This window comes from Mangrovicoccus ximenensis, from assembly GCF_003056725.1.
Lineage (GTDB): Bacteria > Pseudomonadota > Alphaproteobacteria > Rhodobacterales > Rhodobacteraceae > Mangrovicoccus > Mangrovicoccus ximenensis.
Window position 1 is genome coordinate 28,799 of sequence record NZ_QBKZ01000025.1, and the last position, 15,913, is coordinate 44,711.

The following is a 15,913-nucleotide window of genomic DNA, read 5'->3' on the forward strand; positions in this document are numbered from 1 at the left end:
GGCTTGCGGCACGGCATGCGGTCTGTCAGATCTGGTCCATACAGGAGGACCCGGTCCATGCGCATCATGACCCCTGCGGTACTTGCCGCCCTTGCCCTTTCCGCCTGCAGCCTGCCGCCTCCGACGCCGGGCTCGAGCTATGTCACCATGAATGGCCGCCGCGTGGTTCCGCTGCAGACGCCGGGAACCTTCGAGGTGATCGCGTCGCCCGGCGATGCCGGTCCGCAGTATTTCTGCGCCGCCGCCGATTACGCCGAGCGCATGCTCGGGGCGCGTCCCTCGGACCGCGTGGTGATCATCCGCACCGACGGCGACAGCCAGTCCTCGCCGGGCACCCGCGGCGTCAGCTTCACCGTGATGTCGCGCGAAGAGGCGCCGCCGCTCGACGGCATCTACCTCAATCCCCGCAAGCTGGGCGAGGCGACCACCGTCGCCAACGGCAAGCAGAGCTGCATGCGCCAGCAGCTGGAGATCGACTGGAACTGACGCAGGGCGACTGTGCCCCCGGCTGCACACTTTATGTTGGGGGCATGTTTCTGCACTACCCAAGCCGTCGTGGGTTTCCTATAGTCCCGGTGGACGATCAGCCGCACTGACCGACGGAGGCCCCATGCGCTGCCCATTCTGCGGAAACGTGGACACCCAGGTGAAGGATTCCCGCCCGGCCGAGGACCATGTCGCAATCCGCAGGCGCCGGTTCTGTCCGGAATGCGGCGGCCGCTTCACCACCTATGAGCGCGTGCAGCTGCGCGATCTGGTGGTGATCAAGACCAATGGACGGCGCGAGGATTTCGACCGCGACAAGCTGGAGCGCTCGATCCGCATCGCCTGCCAGAAACGCCCGATCGAGCCCGAGCGCATGGAGAAGATGATCTCCGGGATAGTGCGCCGGCTGGAATCCCTGGGCGAGCAGGACATCCCCTCGAAGACCATCGGCGAGATCGTGATGGAGACGCTCGCGCGGATCGACACGGTGGCCTATGTGCGCTTCGCCAGCGTCTACAAGAACTTCCAGGCGGCGGACGATTTCGACAAGTTCGTCTCCGAGCTCCGTCCCGGCGCGGTTCCGCCGGAGGCCTGATCCATGACATCTGACCGGCGCTACATGGCGCTGGCCCTCTCGCTCGGCGCGCGGGGGCTCGGCAAGGTCTGGCCGCGGCCCTCGGTGGGCTGCGTGCTGGTGAAGGACGGACGGATCGTCGGCCGCGGCTGGACCCAGGGCCAGTCCGGGCCGCATGGCGAGGCGATGGCGCTGGCCCAGGGGGCTGCCGCCGCCGCGGGTGACGGACCCGAAGGCGCCCGGGTCGCAGGCGCTCAGCGCGGCCGCGGCGGGAATCATGGTGAGGGCTCCGAGAAACTGGCGGCGTGCGATGGCGCGGGGCGGGGCCATGGTGGTCTCCTTGCGGTCCGGTTGCGGGCAGCCTATGCTGCCAGGCGTCACTCGATCGTGACGAGCTTACTCGGCTCCGGGAGCGGCATAAACCGTGAATTATCAGCAGACCAAGCTCCAGCCGGGGCTGTACCTCGTCGCAACCCCGATCGGGCATGCCCGCGACATTACCCTGAGGGCGCTCGACGTGCTGGCCTCGGCCGATGTGCTGGCCGCCGAGGATACCCGGACTTTGCAGAAACTCATGCAAATTCATGGGGTTCCGCGCGAGGGGCGGCCGCTGGTCGCGTATCACGACCATTCCTCCGACGCTGCGGTCGCACGGCTGGCGGGCGATATCCGGGAGGGGCGAAGTGTCGCCTATGCCTCGGAGGCCGGATCGCCGCTGATTTCCGATCCGGGCTACCGGCTGGTGGCCGAACTGGCGCGCGATGGGCTGCCGGTGACGGTGATCCCGGGGGCGAGCGCGGCGATCGCGGCGCTGTCTCTGGCCGGGCTGCCGACCGACCGCTTCCTGTTCCTCGGCTTTCCCCCGGCCAAGGCCGCCGCGCGCCAGTCCTGGCTGGGCGACCAGGCCCATGCCGAGGCGACGCAGGTGATCTACGAATCCCCGCGCCGGGTCGGGGAATTGCTGGAGGCGCTGTGCGAGAGCCACGGGCCGGACCGTCCGGCGGCGCTCTGCCGCGAGCTGACCAAATCCTACGAGACCGTGCTGCGCGGCAGCGTGGCGGAATTGCTCGAACTGGTGCGCGAAACCCCGCCCAAGGGCGAATGCGTGCTGGTCGTCGCCGGGGCCGAGCCGGAAAGCGCGGGCGAAGAGGATGTCGAGACCGCCCTGGTTAACGCCATGGAAAGGCTCAGCATGAAGGATGCGGTCAAGGAAGTGGCCGAAAGCCTCGGCATGCCGCGCAAGGCGGTCTACCAGATGGCGCTGGGGCTCAAGCAGGAGGGCTGAGATGGACGGCGCGACGGGCTACCATGCGGGACTGGCCGCCGAGGATTGCGTCGCGCGGGTCTACGAAGCCACAGGCCACCGGGTCCGGGCGCGCCGCTGGCGCGGGCAGGGCGGCGAGATCGACCTGATCCTCGAAGGCGCCGGCGGCCTCGTCTTCGTCGAGGTCAAGAAAAGCCGCAGCTTCGACCGCGCCGCCGAACGGTTCTCGGACCGCCAGATGTGCCGCATCTTCGCGGCGGCGTCGGAATTCGTCGCCGGGGAGCCCTTGCAGATGGATACGCCGATGCGCTTCGACCTGGCGCTGGTCGACGTCCATGGCCGGACGCGGCTGGTGGAAAACATCCTGCACTGACGCGCTCGTGTCCTGCGGCGCGGCCATGTGGCGATTGCACCGGCCCGGCAATTCGGTCAGATGATGTCCCAAAAGGACGGGATGTTCATGCTGACAATCGCTTTCCAGATGGATCCGATCGAAACGGTCAATCCTAATGCCGACAGCACCTACCGGCTGGCCGAAGAGGCCCAGGCGCGCGGCCACAAGATCTATGTCTACGGGCCGGAGCAGCTGACCTTCGACCGCGGCACGGTCCGCGCCATGGCGCGCCCAGCCGAGATCCGCCGCGGCGAGACGCCTTTCGTGGTGCTGGGCGAGCCCGAGGATCTGGACCTCGCGGAGGTCGATGTCGTCTGGCTGCGGCAAGATCCGCCCTTCGACATGGGCTACATCACCACCACCCACATGCTCGACCTGCTCGACGGCCGCACGCTGGTGGTGAACAAGCCCTTCTGGGTGCGCAACTTCCCCGAGAAGCTGCTGGTGCTGAAATTCCCCGAGCTGACGCCGCCGACGATGATCGCGCGGGATCTGGCGCGGCTCAAGGCCTTCAAGGCCGAGCATGGCGACATCATCCTGAAGCCGCTCTACGGCAATGGCGGCGCAGGCGTGTTCCGGCTCGACCCGAACGACCGCAACCTCAGCTCGCTGCATGAACTGTTCTGCGGCATCAACCGCGAGCCGCTGATCGCCCAGGCCTTCCTGCCGGCCGTCGCCAAGGGCGACAAGCGGGTGATCCTGGTCGACGGCGAGCCGGTGGGCGCGATCAACCGCGTGCCGTCCGAGGGCGAGACCCGTTCGAACATGCATGTGGGCGGCCGTCCCGAGAAGGTCGAGCTGACCGAGCGTGACCGCGAGATCTGCGCCAAGACGGCCCGACCCTGCGCGAAGCCGGGCAGATCTTCGTCGGCATCGACGTGATCGGCGACTGGCTGACCGAGATCAACGTGACCTCGCCGACCGGCATCCAGGAGCTGGAGCGCTTCGACGGGATCAACGTCGCCGGGAAGATCTGGCAGGCGATCGAAGCCAAGCTCTGAGCTCAGGCCGGTCCGGCGGTCAGGCGGTAGCTCAGCGCCTCGGCCATGTGCGGGGCGCGGATATCCGCGCTGCCGCCGAGGTCGGCGATGGTGCGGGCGACGCGCAGGATGCGGTGGAAGCCGCGGGCGCTCAGCCCGAACCGCTCCGCCGCGCGGTGCAGCAGGCGGTAGACCCGGCGCGCGCCCACCGGCACCACGTCGAGCAGCCCCGCGCCGCACAGCACGCGCAGGTGCTGCGACACCGCGGGGCGGCTGATGCAGAAGCCCTGGGCCAGCTGGCCCACCGATTTCGGCCCGTGGCGCAGCTTCTCGACGATGGCGCGCCGGGTCGGATCGGCGAGGGCTTGCAAAGCGGCTGCGTAAGTCATAGCTTACGGTAAGTGAGAACTTACGAAACTGTCAAGAAGTACCGCCGAAAGCCGCAACTCCCGTTTGTCGACTTGCCCTTGCAGCCCCCTTCCGACACCCCTAAGACTCACTGGACCGGCGCTCGTGCCACCAAGAGAAGCAGGCGATTGAGATGAAAGACCCTATCGACGTTTACATGAACACGCTCGTCCCCATGGTGGTGGAGCAGACCTCGCGCGGGGAACGGGCCTACGACATTTTCTCGCGCCTTCTGAAGGAACGGATCATCTTCCTGTCGGGGCCGGTGCATGACGGCATGAGCTCGCTCATCGTCGCACAGCTGCTGCATCTCGAGGCCGAGAACCCGAACAAGGAAATCTCGATGTACATCAACAGCCCGGGCGGCGTTGTGACGTCGGGCCTGTCGATCTACGACACGATGCAGTACATCAAGCCGAAGGTCTCCACGCTGGTGGTCGGCCAGGCGGCGTCGATGGGTTCGCTCCTGCTGACCGCGGGCGAGGCGGGCATGCGCTTCTCGCTGCCGAATTCGCGCATCATGGTGCACCAGCCCTCGGGCGGCTTCCAGGGCCAGGCGACGGACATCTCGATCCACGCCAAGGAAATCCTGGAGCTCAAGGAGCGCCTGAACAACATCTACGTCAAGCATACGGGCCAGGACTACGCCACCGTCGAGGCGGCGCTGGAACGCGACAACTTCATGACTGCCGAAGCCGCCAAGGCCTGGGGCCTGGTCGACGAAATCGTCACCAGCCGCGCCACGCCCGAAGCGCCGAAGGCGTAAACCATCAAATTGCGGGAATTCCCGACATGGCGATTTATCCGTTGTGCGTGAATTCCTGCTGTCCTAAGCTGACCGGAGGCCGGCCGAGGTCTCCGTTCCGAGGGCTCCGGCCCGCCCGATAGGAGGTGACGACATGGCGAACAATTCTGGCGGAGACAGCAAGAACACGCTGTACTGCAGCTTCTGCGGCAAGAGCCAGCACGAGGTTCGCAAGCTGATCGCCGGCCCGACTGTGTTCATTTGCGACGAGTGCGTCGAGCTCTGCATGGACATCATCCGCGAAGAAACCAAATCCGCCGGCCTGAAATCCTCCGACGGCGTCCCCACTCCGCGGGAAATCTGCGACGTGCTGGACGACTACGTGATCGGCCAGTTCCACGCCAAGCGCGTGCTGTCGGTGGCCGTGCACAACCACTACAAGCGCCTCAACCATGCGGCGAAATCCTCGGACATCGAACTGGCGAAGTCGAACATCCTGCTGATCGGCCCGACGGGCTGCGGCAAGACGCTGCTGGCGCAGACGCTGGCGCGCATCCTCGACGTGCCCTTCACCATGGCCGACGCGACGACGCTGACCGAGGCAGGCTATGTGGGCGAGGATGTCGAGAACATCATCCTCAAGCTGCTTCAGGCCTCGGAATACAATGTCGAGCGGGCGCAGCGCGGCATCGTCTATATCGACGAGGTCGACAAGATCACCCGCAAGTCCGACAACCCCTCGATCACCCGCGACGTGTCGGGCGAGGGCGTGCAGCAGGCCCTGCTGAAGATCATGGAAGGCACCGTCGCCTCCGTGCCGCCGCAGGGCGGGCGCAAGCATCCGCAGCAGGAGTTCCTGCAGGTCGACACGACGAACATCCTGTTCATCTGCGGCGGCGCCTTTGCCGGTCTCGACAAGATCATCGCGCAGCGCGGCAAGGGCTCGGCGATCGGTTTCGGCGCGGACGTCAAGTCGGACGAGAACAAGGGCGTGGGCGAGACCTTCAAGGAACTCGAGCCGGAGGATCTGCTGAAATTCGGTCTGATCCCGGAATTCGTCGGCCGCCTGCCCGTGATCGCGACCCTGACCGATCTGGACGAGGAAGCCCTGGTGACCATCCTGACCGAGCCGAAGAACGCTCTGGTCAAGCAGTACCAGCGCCTGTTCGAACTGGAAGACACCAAGCTGACCTTCACCGAGGACGCGCTGAAGGCGGTCGCCCGCCGCGCCATCGAGCGCAAGACCGGCGCCCGCGGCCTGCGCTCCATCATGGAGGACATCCTGCTCGACACCATGTTCGACCTGCCGGGCATGAACGATGTCGAGGAAGTGGTGGTCAACGAGGAATCCGTCGGCAACGAAGCGGCGCCGCTGCTGATCTATGCCGAGCGCAAGGACGAGCCCGCCAGCGCAAGCTGACCGGACCCGCTCCGCGACATCTTGGAAAACGGCGCCTCCGGGCGCCGTTTTTCGTTTGCCTCCTCCGAGGGAATGCGTATGGCCATGCGCGGCGCGGGCAGGGGCGCGGCAGGCCGCCGCGATCCGGCGACCCGCAGGGGAGTATTCCGCCATGAAACGCATCTTCTCCGGTTCGCCCTTCGAGCCGAAAATCGCCTATTGCCGCGCCGTCGTCGCCGGCGGCTTCGCCTTCGTCAGCGGCACCACCGGCATCGACCCGGAAGGCCCGGCCGAGCAATCCGCCGCCGAGCAGTGCCGCCTGACCCTGACCCGCATCGCCGCGGCGCTGGAAGAGGCCGGGACCGACATCTCCAAGGCGGTCCGCGTGACCTATTACATGGCCGATTTCGCCGAGTTCGAATCCTGCTGGCCGGTGCTGCAGGAGTATTTCGGCGAGACGCCCCCGGCCGCTTCGGTGATCGAGGCCAAGCTGATCGATCCGAAGATGAAGATCGAGATCGAAGTCACGGCGCTGGCCTGACCGCCCTCGGGACGTGGTTAACGTCCCGGCCATCTTTTCCGGGCAGGCTGCGGGCAGCCCTGTCCGGAAAGGAGCCGCCATGGTCCGCGTTCTTGCCCGTGCCATCCTGATCTGCCTCTGTGCCGCGTCGCCGCCCCTGGCCGGAGAGCCGCTGCCGGAGCATGTCGATCCGGATGCGGTGTATTTTCCGGTCGCAGAGATTGCCGCCGGGCTGGAGACGCGCTGCCTTGCGCTTGCGGAGGAGGGCGGCCACGGCCCGCGCCGCCTTGCAGGCTACGGCTTCGTCCAGCATGACCTCGAAGGGCGCATCTACCGTGCCATGCCCCCTGAAGCCGGTGACGGCGCCGAGGTGTTCTGCCATGCCGACTTGGGGATCGGCCGGGTTCTGGTATCGGCAAGCGCCGCGCTGCCGCTCGGCGAGATGGCGGGCCACGGCCGCCTGCCGCAATTCCGCGGGCGCACCGTTCTCGCGCATGACAGCCGCTGGGTGCCGGTCGCCGAACAGGCCTGCGCGGCCATTCTCCATGGCAGGTTCGGCCGTCCGCGCTTCCCGTACATCCAGAAGACCGAGGCCTTCACGCCTGGCATCCTGCATGTGATGGCCGCGGTTCCGGGAGACGGGCAGGTGCAGCCGATCGAATACTGTGCCTTCGACACGCGCAGCCGGACCGCCGTCTGGCTCGAGGCGCCCGACCCGGAGCTTCGCCGCAATGCCGAAGCCACCTACCGCTACCTGCGGCCGTCGCTGCGGGCGGCGGGCCAGCCGCTCCACGGCCTTCCGGCCGTGCAGGAAGAGGATTGGCGCAGAGCTTTCGAACGGGCCGAGTTCCGGTTCTGACGGCTGCCGGTTCCGGTATGTCGCTGCAGAGATGGGCTGCAGCAGGCAGGGAGGGCCGCGCGCGCCTGCTGTCATCGACAAGCACGGCATGGCGCCGGTGAAATCCGTGCCGATGACGCACACAGTCTTGCGGGCGCTCTTACCTCCGGAAACGGATCAGAAGGCATGGGGCAGAAGATGGATCGGCACCGCGAAACGGCGCATGCGACAGAGAGATCGCCACTGTCGAACCATGCTTGCGATGGCGGGAGCCGGTCTGGCCGCGAATGTCTTTCAGCTGCACCGAGCAGATGCCGAATGCAGGGCGGCGGCGCGCGATGGCGGCTGGATCGCGCCGGGGGCGCTGGTGGTCTGGGAGGAAAGCGCGCCGCAGCCCGCGCCGGAGGGATTCGCGCTGCTCGAGGAGCGGCGCTACGGCGACACGCATGTGACCTTTCTGGAGGCGGAGCCCGCGGCCGGCGCGCCGGAGCAGCCGCTTCCGTGAAAAAAGCCTTAACGCCGCCGGATAAATTGACTCTTTGTTAAGCATTGCATGAGGTGATCCCTGCATGGGCCGGGTCCGCAACCTGGCTGCCCTTGCTGAGGATCCTGGCGATGCGATTGCTTCCTGCCCTGGCTGCGCTGATGCTGTGCCTTGCCGCTCCGGCCGGAGCGGTGACGGTGAAGGACAGTTTCGGCGGCTCGGCCACGCCTCTGGCCCTGTCCGCCTCGCTGGGCGCCCATGCCGATTTCGACGCCGTCGCCCGGCTGCGGCTTTCGGGGGGCGGCATCTGCTCCGGCGCGCTGATCTCTCCCACGGCGGTGCTGACCGCGCGCCATTGCGCCGATGCGGGCGGGGCGTCGAGCTGGAGTGCCGAGTTCCGTTCCGGCGGCGCGACAACCGGCACCGGCGTCGCGTCGATCGCTGCGCTTGCCCCCGATCCCGCCGACCCGGGCGACTATTTCAACGGCACCGACCTCGCGGTCTTCCGCCTGTCCTCGCCGGTCACCGGGATCGACCCGCTTCTGGTGCTGGGCGACGACCCGCTGACCGAGAGCTTCGCCATGGTCGGCTGGGGACGCTACGGTACCGGCAGCAGCGGCGCGACGCTGGGGCCGGGCACCGGCCGCCGCGGCTTCGCGCTCAACATGCTCGAGGGCTATACCCGGGACTCGGCCGACGCGCTGGCGCTGCTGCTGGCCGATTTCGACAGGGAGGACGGGAGCGGGAACACGCTGCTCACTGCGCTCGATCCGCCTTTGGCGAGCGACGCTGCTCCGCTGGGCTACGAGGGCCTGATCGCGCCGGGCGACAGCGGCGGTCCGATGCTGGTGCTGCGGGAGGGGAAATGGGTGGTGGCCGGGGTCGTGACCGGCATTCTCGGCTATGACGGCAGCGCGGACAGCGATTACGGCGATGTCGGCGTCTGGACGGCGCTCGGCTCATCCGCCGCCCGCGGCCTGGTCGGCGATGCGGGCGGGAATTATTACGCGGCAACGGTGCCGCTGCCCTTTCCTGTGGCGATGCTCGGCGCAGCCTGTGCCGGGCTCGTTCTGCTCGGGCGGCGGTCTCAGCCGTAGGTCGGGTGGAACTTGCCGGCGGGAGACAGCGTGAAGATCTCGCAGCCATCCGCGGTGACGCCGATCGAATGCTCGAACTGCGCGGACAGCGACCGGTCGCGGGTCACGGCGGTCCAGTCGTCGGGCAGGATCTTGGTCTCGGGACGGCCGAGGTTCACCATCGGCTCGATGGTGAAGAACATGCCTTCCTCGAGCACCGGACCGGAGCCCGGACGGCCGTAATGCAGCACGTTCGGCGGCGCATGGAACACCCGGCCGAGGCCGTGGCCGCAGAAATCGCGCACGACGCTCATCCGGTGGCCTTCGACGAAGCTCTGGATCGCATGGCCGATATCGCCGAAGGTGGCGCCCGGGCGGACGACCTCGATGCCCTTCATCAGCGAGTCATGCGTGACCTGGATCAGCCGCTCGGTCTTGCGCGACAGCTTTCCGGCCACGTACATCCGGCTGGTATCGCCGTACCAGCCATCGACGATCACGGTGACGTCGATGTTCAGGATGTCGCCGTCCTTCAGCACTTTCGCCCCCGGGATCCCGTGGCAGACCACGTGATTGACCGAGATGCAGCTGGCGTGCTGATAGCCCTTGTAGCCGATCGTCGCCGACACGCCCTCGGAGCGCTCGATATGGTCGGTGATGGCCTGGTCGATCTCGGCGGTGGTGGCGCCGGGCACGATCAGCGGCGCAACCTCGTCAAGGATTTCTGCGGCCAGCTTGCCGGCCTTGTGCATTCCGGCGAAATCGGCGGGCTCGTGAATCCGAATCCCGTCGCGTGTCAGTCGCCCGCGGCTCTGTCCTTCCAAGAAACCAGCTCCTTCTGTGTCGGGAAGAAGTGATAGAGCAAAGCGCCGGAAGGTGCCAGTGCTCGAATCGCGCCCGTGTCGCGCTGCAGCATGGAAAGCGCCGGTCTCCGGGGCGTGCCGGTCCGGCTGTTTTCCGCCGGTGATGCGCTCTGCGCATGCATCCCTGTTTCGGGAGGTCAGTGGTGAGCCGTACAGGATTCGAACCTGTGACCCACTGATTAAAAGTCAGTTGCTCTACCAACTGAGCTAACGGCCCACTCTGTGAGGCCGCTCTCTACGGATTGCGTCCGGGGGGGTCAATGGCCGATTTCGAAATTTCCGAAGTTTTTTGCGGCGGCGCAGAAGCGGCCTGTGGATATTCGCCTCGGGCAGGCGTATATCGCGCCGCATGCGCGACACTTCCGAGAACAGTTTGCCCTTCCTGAAAATGCACGGGGCCGGGAACGACTTTGTCATCATCGACAGTCGGGGCCGGTCCGCGCGCGTGACCGAGGCCCTGGCCCGCGCGGTCGGCGACCGCCACCGCGGCGTCGGCTTCGATCAGCTGGCCGAGATCCGCGACGGCGAGGACAGCGACATCTGCCTCGATTTCTGGAACTCGGACGGCAGCCGGGCGGGGGCCTGCGGGAACGCGACCCGCTGCGTCGCCGATCTGGTGATGACCGGGCTCGGGCGCGATGCGGTGAGCATCCGCACGATGCGCGGGCTCCTTCATGCCGAGCGCCGCGGCGGCGCGGTCTGGGTCAACATGGGCGCGCCGCAGCTCGACTGGCAGGATGTGCCGCTGGCGCGGGAGATGGACGTGACCGCGCTGCCGCTGGCAGGCGATCCGGTGGCGGTCGGCATGGGCAATCCCCATGCGGTGCATTTCGTCGCCGATGCCGAAGCCGTCGATCTGGAAGGGCAGGGGCCGGGGGTCGAGCATGATCCGCTGTTCCCCGAGCGCACCAATGTCGAATACGCGAGCCTGATCGCGCCGGACCATCTGCGGATGCGGGTCTGGGAGCGCGGCACCGGCGTCACGCTGGCCTGCGGCTCGGGCGCCTGCGCCACCGCCGTGGCCGCCAACCTGCGCGGGCTGACCGGAAAGACGGTGGCGCTCGATCTCGATGGCGGCCGGCTGCTGGTGGATTGGCGCGCGGACGGCGTCTGGCTCTCGGGCCCGGTCGCCTATGTCTTCGCGGCGGAATTCGACACGTCCTTCCTGGAGGCCGTGTGATGGACGCGCCCGTGCCCAAATTCACCACGCTTGGCTGCCGCCTCAACGCCTACGAGACCGAGGCGATGAAGGAACTGGCGCAATCCGCCGGGCTGGGCGAGACCGTCGTGGTCAATACCTGCGCGGTGACCGCCGAGGCGGTGCGCAAGTCCCGCCAGGAGATCCGCCGCCTGCGCCGCGAGAACCCGAACGCGAAGGTCGTGGTGACGGGCTGCGCCGTGCAGACCGACCCCGACAGCTTCTCCGCCATGGAGGAGGTCGATTTCGTCGTCGGCAATACCGAGAAGATGCAGCCCGAGACCTGGCGCGGCATGGCGGCCGATTTCATCGGCGAGACCGAGCGCGTGCAGGTCGACGACATCATGTCGGTGACCGAGACCGCCGGACACCTGATCGACGGCTTCGGCACGCGGTCGCGCGCCTATGTCCAGGTGCAGAACGGCTGCGACCACCGCTGCACCTTCTGCATCATTCCCTTCGGCCGCGGCAATTCCCGGTCGGTTCCCGCAGGCGTCGTGGTCGACCAGATCCGGCGGCTGGTGGCCAAGGGGTACAACGAGGTGGTGCTGACCGGGGTCGACCTGACCTCCTGGGGTGCGGACCTGCCCGCGGCGCCGAAGCTCGGCGACCTGGTGATGCGCATCCTGAAGCTGGTGCCCGAGCTGCCGCGGCTGCGCATCTCCTCGATCGACTCGATCGAGGTGGACGAGAACCTGATGCGCGCCATCGCCGAGGAAGAGCGGCTGATGCCGCATCTGCACCTGTCGCTGCAGGCCGGGGACGACATGATCCTGAAGCGGATGAAGCGCCGCCACCTGCGCGATGACGCGATCCGCTTCTGCGAGGAGGCGCGCCGCCTGCGCCCCGACATGACCTTCGGCGCCGACATCATCGCCGGTTTCCCGACCGAAACCGAGGAGATGTTCCTCAACTCGCTCAGGCTGGTGGAGGAGTGCAACCTGACCTGGCTGCATGTCTTCCCCTACAGCCCGCGCGAAGGCACGCCCGCCGCGCGGATGCCCGCTGTCGACGGCCGCGCGATCAAGGACCGGGCCGCCCGGCTGCGGGCCGCCGGCCGGGCCCCGCAGCGCGGCCGCCGCCGCCTTCGCTGGCGGCCGCGGTCGTCACCTTCCTGTCGATGTCCGGCGACACGCTGGCGGTCTTCGTGCCGCTCTTCGCCGATACCCGCGAACCGCTCGAGCCCTTGGTGCTGTGCGGCGCGCTGCTGTCGATGGCGGGGATGATGGGGCTGAGCCGCCTGGCGCGGCATGGCGGCGAACGGCTCGCTCCGTGGACGGAGCGGGCCGAGAGGGCGATGCCCTTCGTGATGATCGGCCTCGGCTGCTACGTCATTTCGAACAGCCTGACCGATTGAGCTTTGCCGTCAGGCGGTGCGGCGGCGCAGTCCGGCAAGACCCGCCAGCCCGCCCAGCACGAGGCCGAAGGGCAGGGCTGCGGCGGGAAGCGGAACCGCGGCCAGCTGCAGGTCGCCGGGGCGGACCGTGTCGGTATCCGCGATGAAATTCCAGCTGGTGCCGGAGGCCAGTCCGCCGCCTGCCGTGCCGCTGAAATCGAGCGTCAGCTGGGTGAAGAGGTCGCCGGCCGCGGCGGCGCCGCCGACGGAAACGATGCCGGAATAGGTGGCCGCGACAGTTCCGTCGAGGATGGTGTCGCCGGTCTCCGTGACCGTGCGTCCCAGGCTGGAACCGGGTGTTCCCACGCGCCCGCCATTCGTGAGGTCGAAGACCGAATTGGCGTCGGCAAGGTCGATGGCAAGCGAGACCAGGGCGGTGCCGGCGGTGTTGGTGATGATGAACGGCCGCCGGTAGGTGGAACCCGCCATCGCGAGGCCGAAATCGAAGTCGGCGAGCGGCAGCGCGCTGCGCGTGGCGCGGGTCGCCGCCAGGGTGCCGGTCTGCGAAACGCCATCGGCGAAGGTTGCGGTGACCGTGGCGCCTGCCAGCGTAGCTCCGTTGACGCTGTCGGCGAAGATGCCCTGCACGCTGTCGTAGCGGGCCGCGCTATCGGTGGACGTGGTCACGGTGGCGGCGGCAAGAGGAGCGGCGAGCAGCGAAAGCGCCGCGAGGGCGGGCTAAAGCAGAGGAGTCATGAATAGCCTCGGTACAGAACACGTTACGATGATAATGGTTAACCGAGGCAGATTGCTTTCGCGATGGAAACATTTTCCGCGCCCGTGCCGGTCGGCGGCCCGTCGCTGATGGTTAGGCTGCGATGCAGCATTTTTGGGCGCGGGGCCGAAGATGCGGGCGGCCGTGGATGGCCGCCCGGGACGGGTCAGTGCCCGCGCCAGATCCAGCCGCCGCCGAGGACGCGGGAGCTGTCCGGCTGGTAGAGCACGCAGGCCTGGCCGGGGCTCACGCCTTCCTCGGGCGTCAGCAGCTCGACCTCTGCTTCGGTCTCGCTGATCGGACGCAGGATCGCGGGCCGCGGCGGGCGGGTGGAGCGCACCTTGGCCGCGACCTCCCATTCGGCGCGGTCGGTCACCTTGCCGTCGCCCAGCCAGTTCAGCTCGCGGATCGGCACCCGGCGGGTGGCCAAGGCTTCCTTCGGGCCGACCACGACCTGGCGCGCATCCGGGTCGAGCTTGACGACATAGAGCGGCGTGTCGAGCCCGCCGATGCCGAGGCCCCGGCGCTGGCCGATCGTGTAGTGGATCACGCCGCGATGGGTGCCGAGCACGTTGCCTTCCATGTCGACGATGTCGCCCGGATCGGCCGCGTTGGGGCGCAGCTTCTCGATCACGGCGGCATAGTTTCCGTCCGGCACGAAGCAGATGTCCTGGCTGTCGGGCTTGTCGGCCACCATCAGCCCGTATTTCTGCGCCAGCGCGCGGGTCTCGGCCTTGGAACTCAGATGCCCGAGCGGGAATCGCAGGTAGTCGAGCTGGTCCGGCGTCGTCGAGAACAGGAAATAGCTCTGGTCGCGCTGCGGGTCGGCCCCGGCATGCAGCTCCGCGCCGTTGCCGCCCATGATCCGCTGGATGTAGTGGCCGGTCGCCATGCAGTCGGCCTCGAGGTCCTTGGCGGTTTCCAGAAGGTCGCGGAACTTGACCCGCTCGTTGCAGCGGATGCAGGGCACCGGGGTCGCGCCGGCAAGGTAGCTGTCGGCGAATTCGTCGATCACCGCATCCTTGAAGATGTTTTCGTAATCAAGGACATAATGCGGGAATCCCAGGTCCTCGGCGACGCGGCGCGCGTCATGGATGTCGCGCCCGGCGCAGCAGGCGCCCTTTTTGGCGAGCGCGGCGCCATGGTCGTAGAGCTGCAGCGTCACGCCGATGACGTCATAGCCCTGCTCGTGCAGGANGCGCGGCGACGACGGAGCTGTCGACACCGCCCGACATGGCGACGAGGACGCGCGTGTCCGCGGGGGCCTTCGCGAATCCCAGGGAGTTGAGCGGTTGGGTCATGGGGTCTGTCGCATTCACCATTTAACAGGAAAGTCGGGCATTCTACTCAATTCGCCCGCATTCGCAAGGAGTTGTTTTACAGGTTTTTAGCCCCCTCGCGGACATACCGGCCTCNGGTGAGTAATGAGGGGACGANGCCATGTACATACGCAAAGTCGAGGGGCCGCGCATCGTCAATCTGCCGGACGGCGGCACGCTGAGCCGGGCCGACCTGCCGCCGAAGGACACGCGGCGATGGGTGGCCAGCCGCAAGGCAGTGGTCGTGAAGGCGGTGCAGCACGGGCTGATCGCCAAGGAAGAGGCGCTGGCCATGTACGGCCTGTCCGAGGAGGAGCTGGCCTCCTGNGCAGACCGCCGTCAAGGTCCATGGCGAGGCTGCCCTTAAGACAACCTCTTTACAAAAGTATCGACAACTTTAAGCTGNAACAGGGGGGAAACCTTNACCGTGGTAACGTGCGATTAACCTCTGTTNGTTCACGTTAACGTCGAGAAACGACTTCCANGCGGAGAGAAACCATGCGCGTTCTGCTCGTCGAGGATGACCCGACTACATCCAAAAGCATCGAACTGATGCTGACCCATGCCAATCTGAACGTGTACTGCACCGATCTCGGCGAGGAAGGCATCGATCTCGCGAAGCTCTACGATTACGACCTCATCCTGCTGGACCTGAACCTGCCCGACATGAACGGGCTCGAAGTCCTCCGCCAGCTGCGCTTGGCAAAGATCGACACCCCGATCCTCATTCTCACCGGGGCGGACGATACCGAAAACAAAATCAAGGGCTTCGGCTTCGGAGCCGACGACTACCTGACCAAACCCTTCCACCGCGAGGAGCTGGTTGCGCGCATCCATGCCATCATCCGCCGCTCGAAGGGCCATTCCCAGTCAGTCATCCGCACCGGCAAGATCTCGGTCAATCTCGACGCCAAGACCGTCGAGGCGGGCGGCCAGCCGGTGCATCTGACCGGCAAGGAATACCAGATGCTGGAGTTGCTCTCGCTGCGCAAGGGCACGACCCTGACCAAGGAAATGTTCCTCAACCATCTCTATGGCGGCATGGACGAGCCGGAACTGAAGATCATCGACGTCTTCATCTGCAAGCTGCGCAAGAAGCTCAGCCAGGCAACCGGCGGCGAGAACTACATCGAGACCGTCTGGGGGCGGGGCTATGTGCTGCGCGATCCCGAACCCAAGCTGGNCCGAGCCGCCGATCGCGCNTCGGCGCGTAAGCNGACCGAACCNGCTGGACGGCGGCGCCCAAGGCACCTA

16 protein-coding genes, 1 tRNA gene and 5 pseudogenes are annotated in these 15,913 nt (G+C 67.0%); 17 read left to right on the forward strand and 5 right to left on the reverse strand.

Features of this window, described 5'->3' with window-relative positions; genetic code table 11:
- Positions 1-57 precede the first annotated feature (57 nt).
- From C7T91_RS27805 to gshB, 6 genes and pseudogenes are all read left to right on the forward strand, one after another.
- The gene (locus C7T91_RS27805) at positions 58-486 is read left to right on the forward strand and encodes a hypothetical protein (RefSeq protein ID WP_108263155.1); all 429 of its coding nucleotides are present in this window, start codon (positions 58-60) and stop codon (positions 484-486) included.
- Between the two features lie 124 nt (positions 487-610).
- Entirely contained in the window at positions 611-1,081 is a 471-nt protein-coding gene (gene nrdR / locus C7T91_RS27810; RefSeq protein WP_108263156.1) for a transcriptional regulator NrdR, read from the forward strand.
- A gap of 3 nt (positions 1,082-1,084) precedes the next feature.
- A pseudogene (locus tag C7T91_RS27815) lies at positions 1,085-1,282 on the forward strand (bifunctional diaminohydroxyphosphoribosylaminopyrimidine deaminase/5-amino-6-(5-phosphoribosylamino)uracil reductase RibD); the annotation flags it as partial.
- Positions 1,283-1,484: 202 nt separating this feature from the next.
- Positions 1,485-2,345: a 16S rRNA (cytidine(1402)-2'-O)-methyltransferase gene (gene rsmI, locus C7T91_RS27820; protein WP_108263157.1), complete on the forward strand. Its 861-nt coding sequence runs from the start codon at positions 1,485-1,487 to the stop codon at positions 2,343-2,345.
- Position 2,346: 1 nt separating this feature from the next.
- A complete protein-coding gene (locus C7T91_RS27825) occupies positions 2,347-2,697 on the forward strand; it encodes a YraN family protein (RefSeq protein WP_108263158.1) in 351 nt (116 codons plus the stop codon).
- 90 nt (positions 2,698-2,787) lie between these two features.
- Positions 2,788-3,719 (forward strand): annotated as a pseudogene (gshB, locus tag C7T91_RS27830) (glutathione synthase).
- A 2-nt stretch (positions 3,720-3,721) separates the two neighbouring features.
- On the opposite strand, the gene C7T91_RS27835 reads toward gshB, so the two are convergent.
- Positions 3,722-4,087: an ArsR/SmtB family transcription factor gene (locus tag C7T91_RS27835; RefSeq protein ID WP_108263159.1), complete on the reverse strand. Its 366-nt coding sequence runs from the start codon at positions 4,085-4,087 to the stop codon at positions 3,722-3,724.
- Positions 4,088-4,239: 152 nt separating this feature from the next.
- Here C7T91_RS27835 and C7T91_RS27840 point away from each other — a divergent pair, with 152 nt between their 5' ends.
- The 6 genes from C7T91_RS27840 (at position 4,240) to C7T91_RS27865 (ending at position 9,189) form a co-directional block, all read left to right on the forward strand.
- Entirely contained in the window at positions 4,240-4,872 is a 633-nt protein-coding gene (locus C7T91_RS27840) for an ATP-dependent Clp protease proteolytic subunit (RefSeq protein ID WP_108263160.1), read from the forward strand.
- Positions 4,873-5,005: 133 nt separating this feature from the next.
- Positions 5,006-6,271, forward strand: coding sequence for an ATP-dependent Clp protease ATP-binding subunit ClpX (gene clpX / locus C7T91_RS27845; protein ID WP_108263161.1), 1,266 nt, complete (start codon positions 5,006-5,008; stop codon positions 6,269-6,271).
- Between the two features lie 151 nt (positions 6,272-6,422).
- The gene (locus C7T91_RS27850) at positions 6,423-6,791 is read left to right on the forward strand and encodes a RidA family protein (RefSeq protein ID WP_108263162.1); all 369 of its coding nucleotides are present in this window, start codon (positions 6,423-6,425) and stop codon (positions 6,789-6,791) included.
- 79 nt (positions 6,792-6,870) lie between these two features.
- Positions 6,871-7,629 carry a hypothetical protein gene (locus C7T91_RS27855; protein WP_108263163.1) on the forward strand — a complete coding sequence of 253 codons (759 nt, stop codon included), beginning with the start codon at positions 6,871-6,873 and terminating at the stop codon, positions 7,627-7,629.
- An 88-nt stretch (positions 7,630-7,717) separates the two neighbouring features.
- A complete protein-coding gene (locus tag C7T91_RS37265; RefSeq protein ID WP_145963051.1) occupies positions 7,718-8,113 on the forward strand; it encodes an RsmD family RNA methyltransferase in 396 nt (131 codons plus the stop codon).
- Between the two features lie 110 nt (positions 8,114-8,223).
- Positions 8,224-9,189 (forward strand): trypsin-like serine protease, encoded by a 966-nt coding sequence (locus C7T91_RS27865; RefSeq protein ID WP_108263165.1) that lies wholly within the window; start codon positions 8,224-8,226, stop codon positions 9,187-9,189.
- Here C7T91_RS27865 and map read toward each other — a convergent pair.
- Complete coding sequence (gene map / locus C7T91_RS27870; RefSeq protein ID WP_108263166.1) at positions 9,180-9,992, reverse strand: type I methionyl aminopeptidase; 813 nt, start codon at positions 9,990-9,992, stop codon at positions 9,180-9,182. The two genes, C7T91_RS27865 and map, sit on opposite strands and share 10 nt — an antisense overlap.
- A gap of 180 nt (positions 9,993-10,172) precedes the next feature.
- Positions 10,173-10,248 (reverse strand) — tRNA-Lys (locus tag C7T91_RS27875).
- Positions 10,249-10,380: 132 nt separating this feature from the next.
- Between C7T91_RS27875 and dapF the strand changes: the two genes are divergently transcribed.
- The 3 genes from dapF to C7T91_RS37270 are packed head-to-tail and all read left to right on the forward strand — an operon-like array spanning position 10,381 to position 12,586.
- The gene (gene dapF / locus C7T91_RS27880) at positions 10,381-11,211 is read left to right on the forward strand and encodes a diaminopimelate epimerase (RefSeq protein WP_108263167.1); all 831 of its coding nucleotides are present in this window, start codon (positions 10,381-10,383) and stop codon (positions 11,209-11,211) included.
- Positions 11,211-12,455, forward strand: a complete 1,245-nt coding sequence (gene mtaB, locus C7T91_RS27885) for a tRNA (N(6)-L-threonylcarbamoyladenosine(37)-C(2))-methylthiotransferase MtaB (RefSeq protein ID WP_108263168.1) — start codon at positions 11,211-11,213, stop codon at positions 12,453-12,455. The genes dapF and mtaB overlap by 1 nt, the downstream gene beginning before the upstream one ends.
- Positions 12,419-12,586, forward strand: coding sequence for a hypothetical protein (locus C7T91_RS37270; protein WP_236638563.1), 168 nt, complete (start codon positions 12,419-12,421; stop codon positions 12,584-12,586). Before mtaB ends, C7T91_RS37270 begins: the two co-directional genes overlap by 37 nt.
- Before the next feature lie 9 nt (positions 12,587-12,595).
- Here C7T91_RS37270 and C7T91_RS27890 read toward each other — a convergent pair whose 3' ends face one another.
- Together C7T91_RS27890 and mnmA are read right to left on the reverse strand one after the other, a co-directional pair.
- Positions 12,596-13,252 (reverse strand): hypothetical protein, encoded by a 657-nt coding sequence (locus C7T91_RS27890; RefSeq protein WP_108263169.1) that lies wholly within the window; start codon positions 13,250-13,252, stop codon positions 12,596-12,598.
- A gap of 254 nt (positions 13,253-13,506) precedes the next feature.
- Positions 13,507-14,641 (reverse strand): annotated as a pseudogene (mnmA, locus tag C7T91_RS27895) (tRNA 2-thiouridine(34) synthase MnmA).
- 139 nt (positions 14,642-14,780) lie between these two features.
- On the opposite strand from mnmA, the pseudogene sciP reads away from it, so the two are divergent.
- Both sciP and ctrA read left to right on the forward strand, forming a co-directional pair.
- A pseudogene (gene sciP, locus C7T91_RS27900) lies at positions 14,781-15,060 on the forward strand (CtrA inhibitor SciP).
- A gap of 97 nt (positions 15,061-15,157) precedes the next feature.
- Positions 15,158-15,832, forward strand: a pseudogene (ctrA, locus tag C7T91_RS27905) (response regulator transcription factor CtrA); the annotation flags it as partial.
- Between the last annotated feature and the right edge of the window lie 81 nt (positions 15,833-15,913).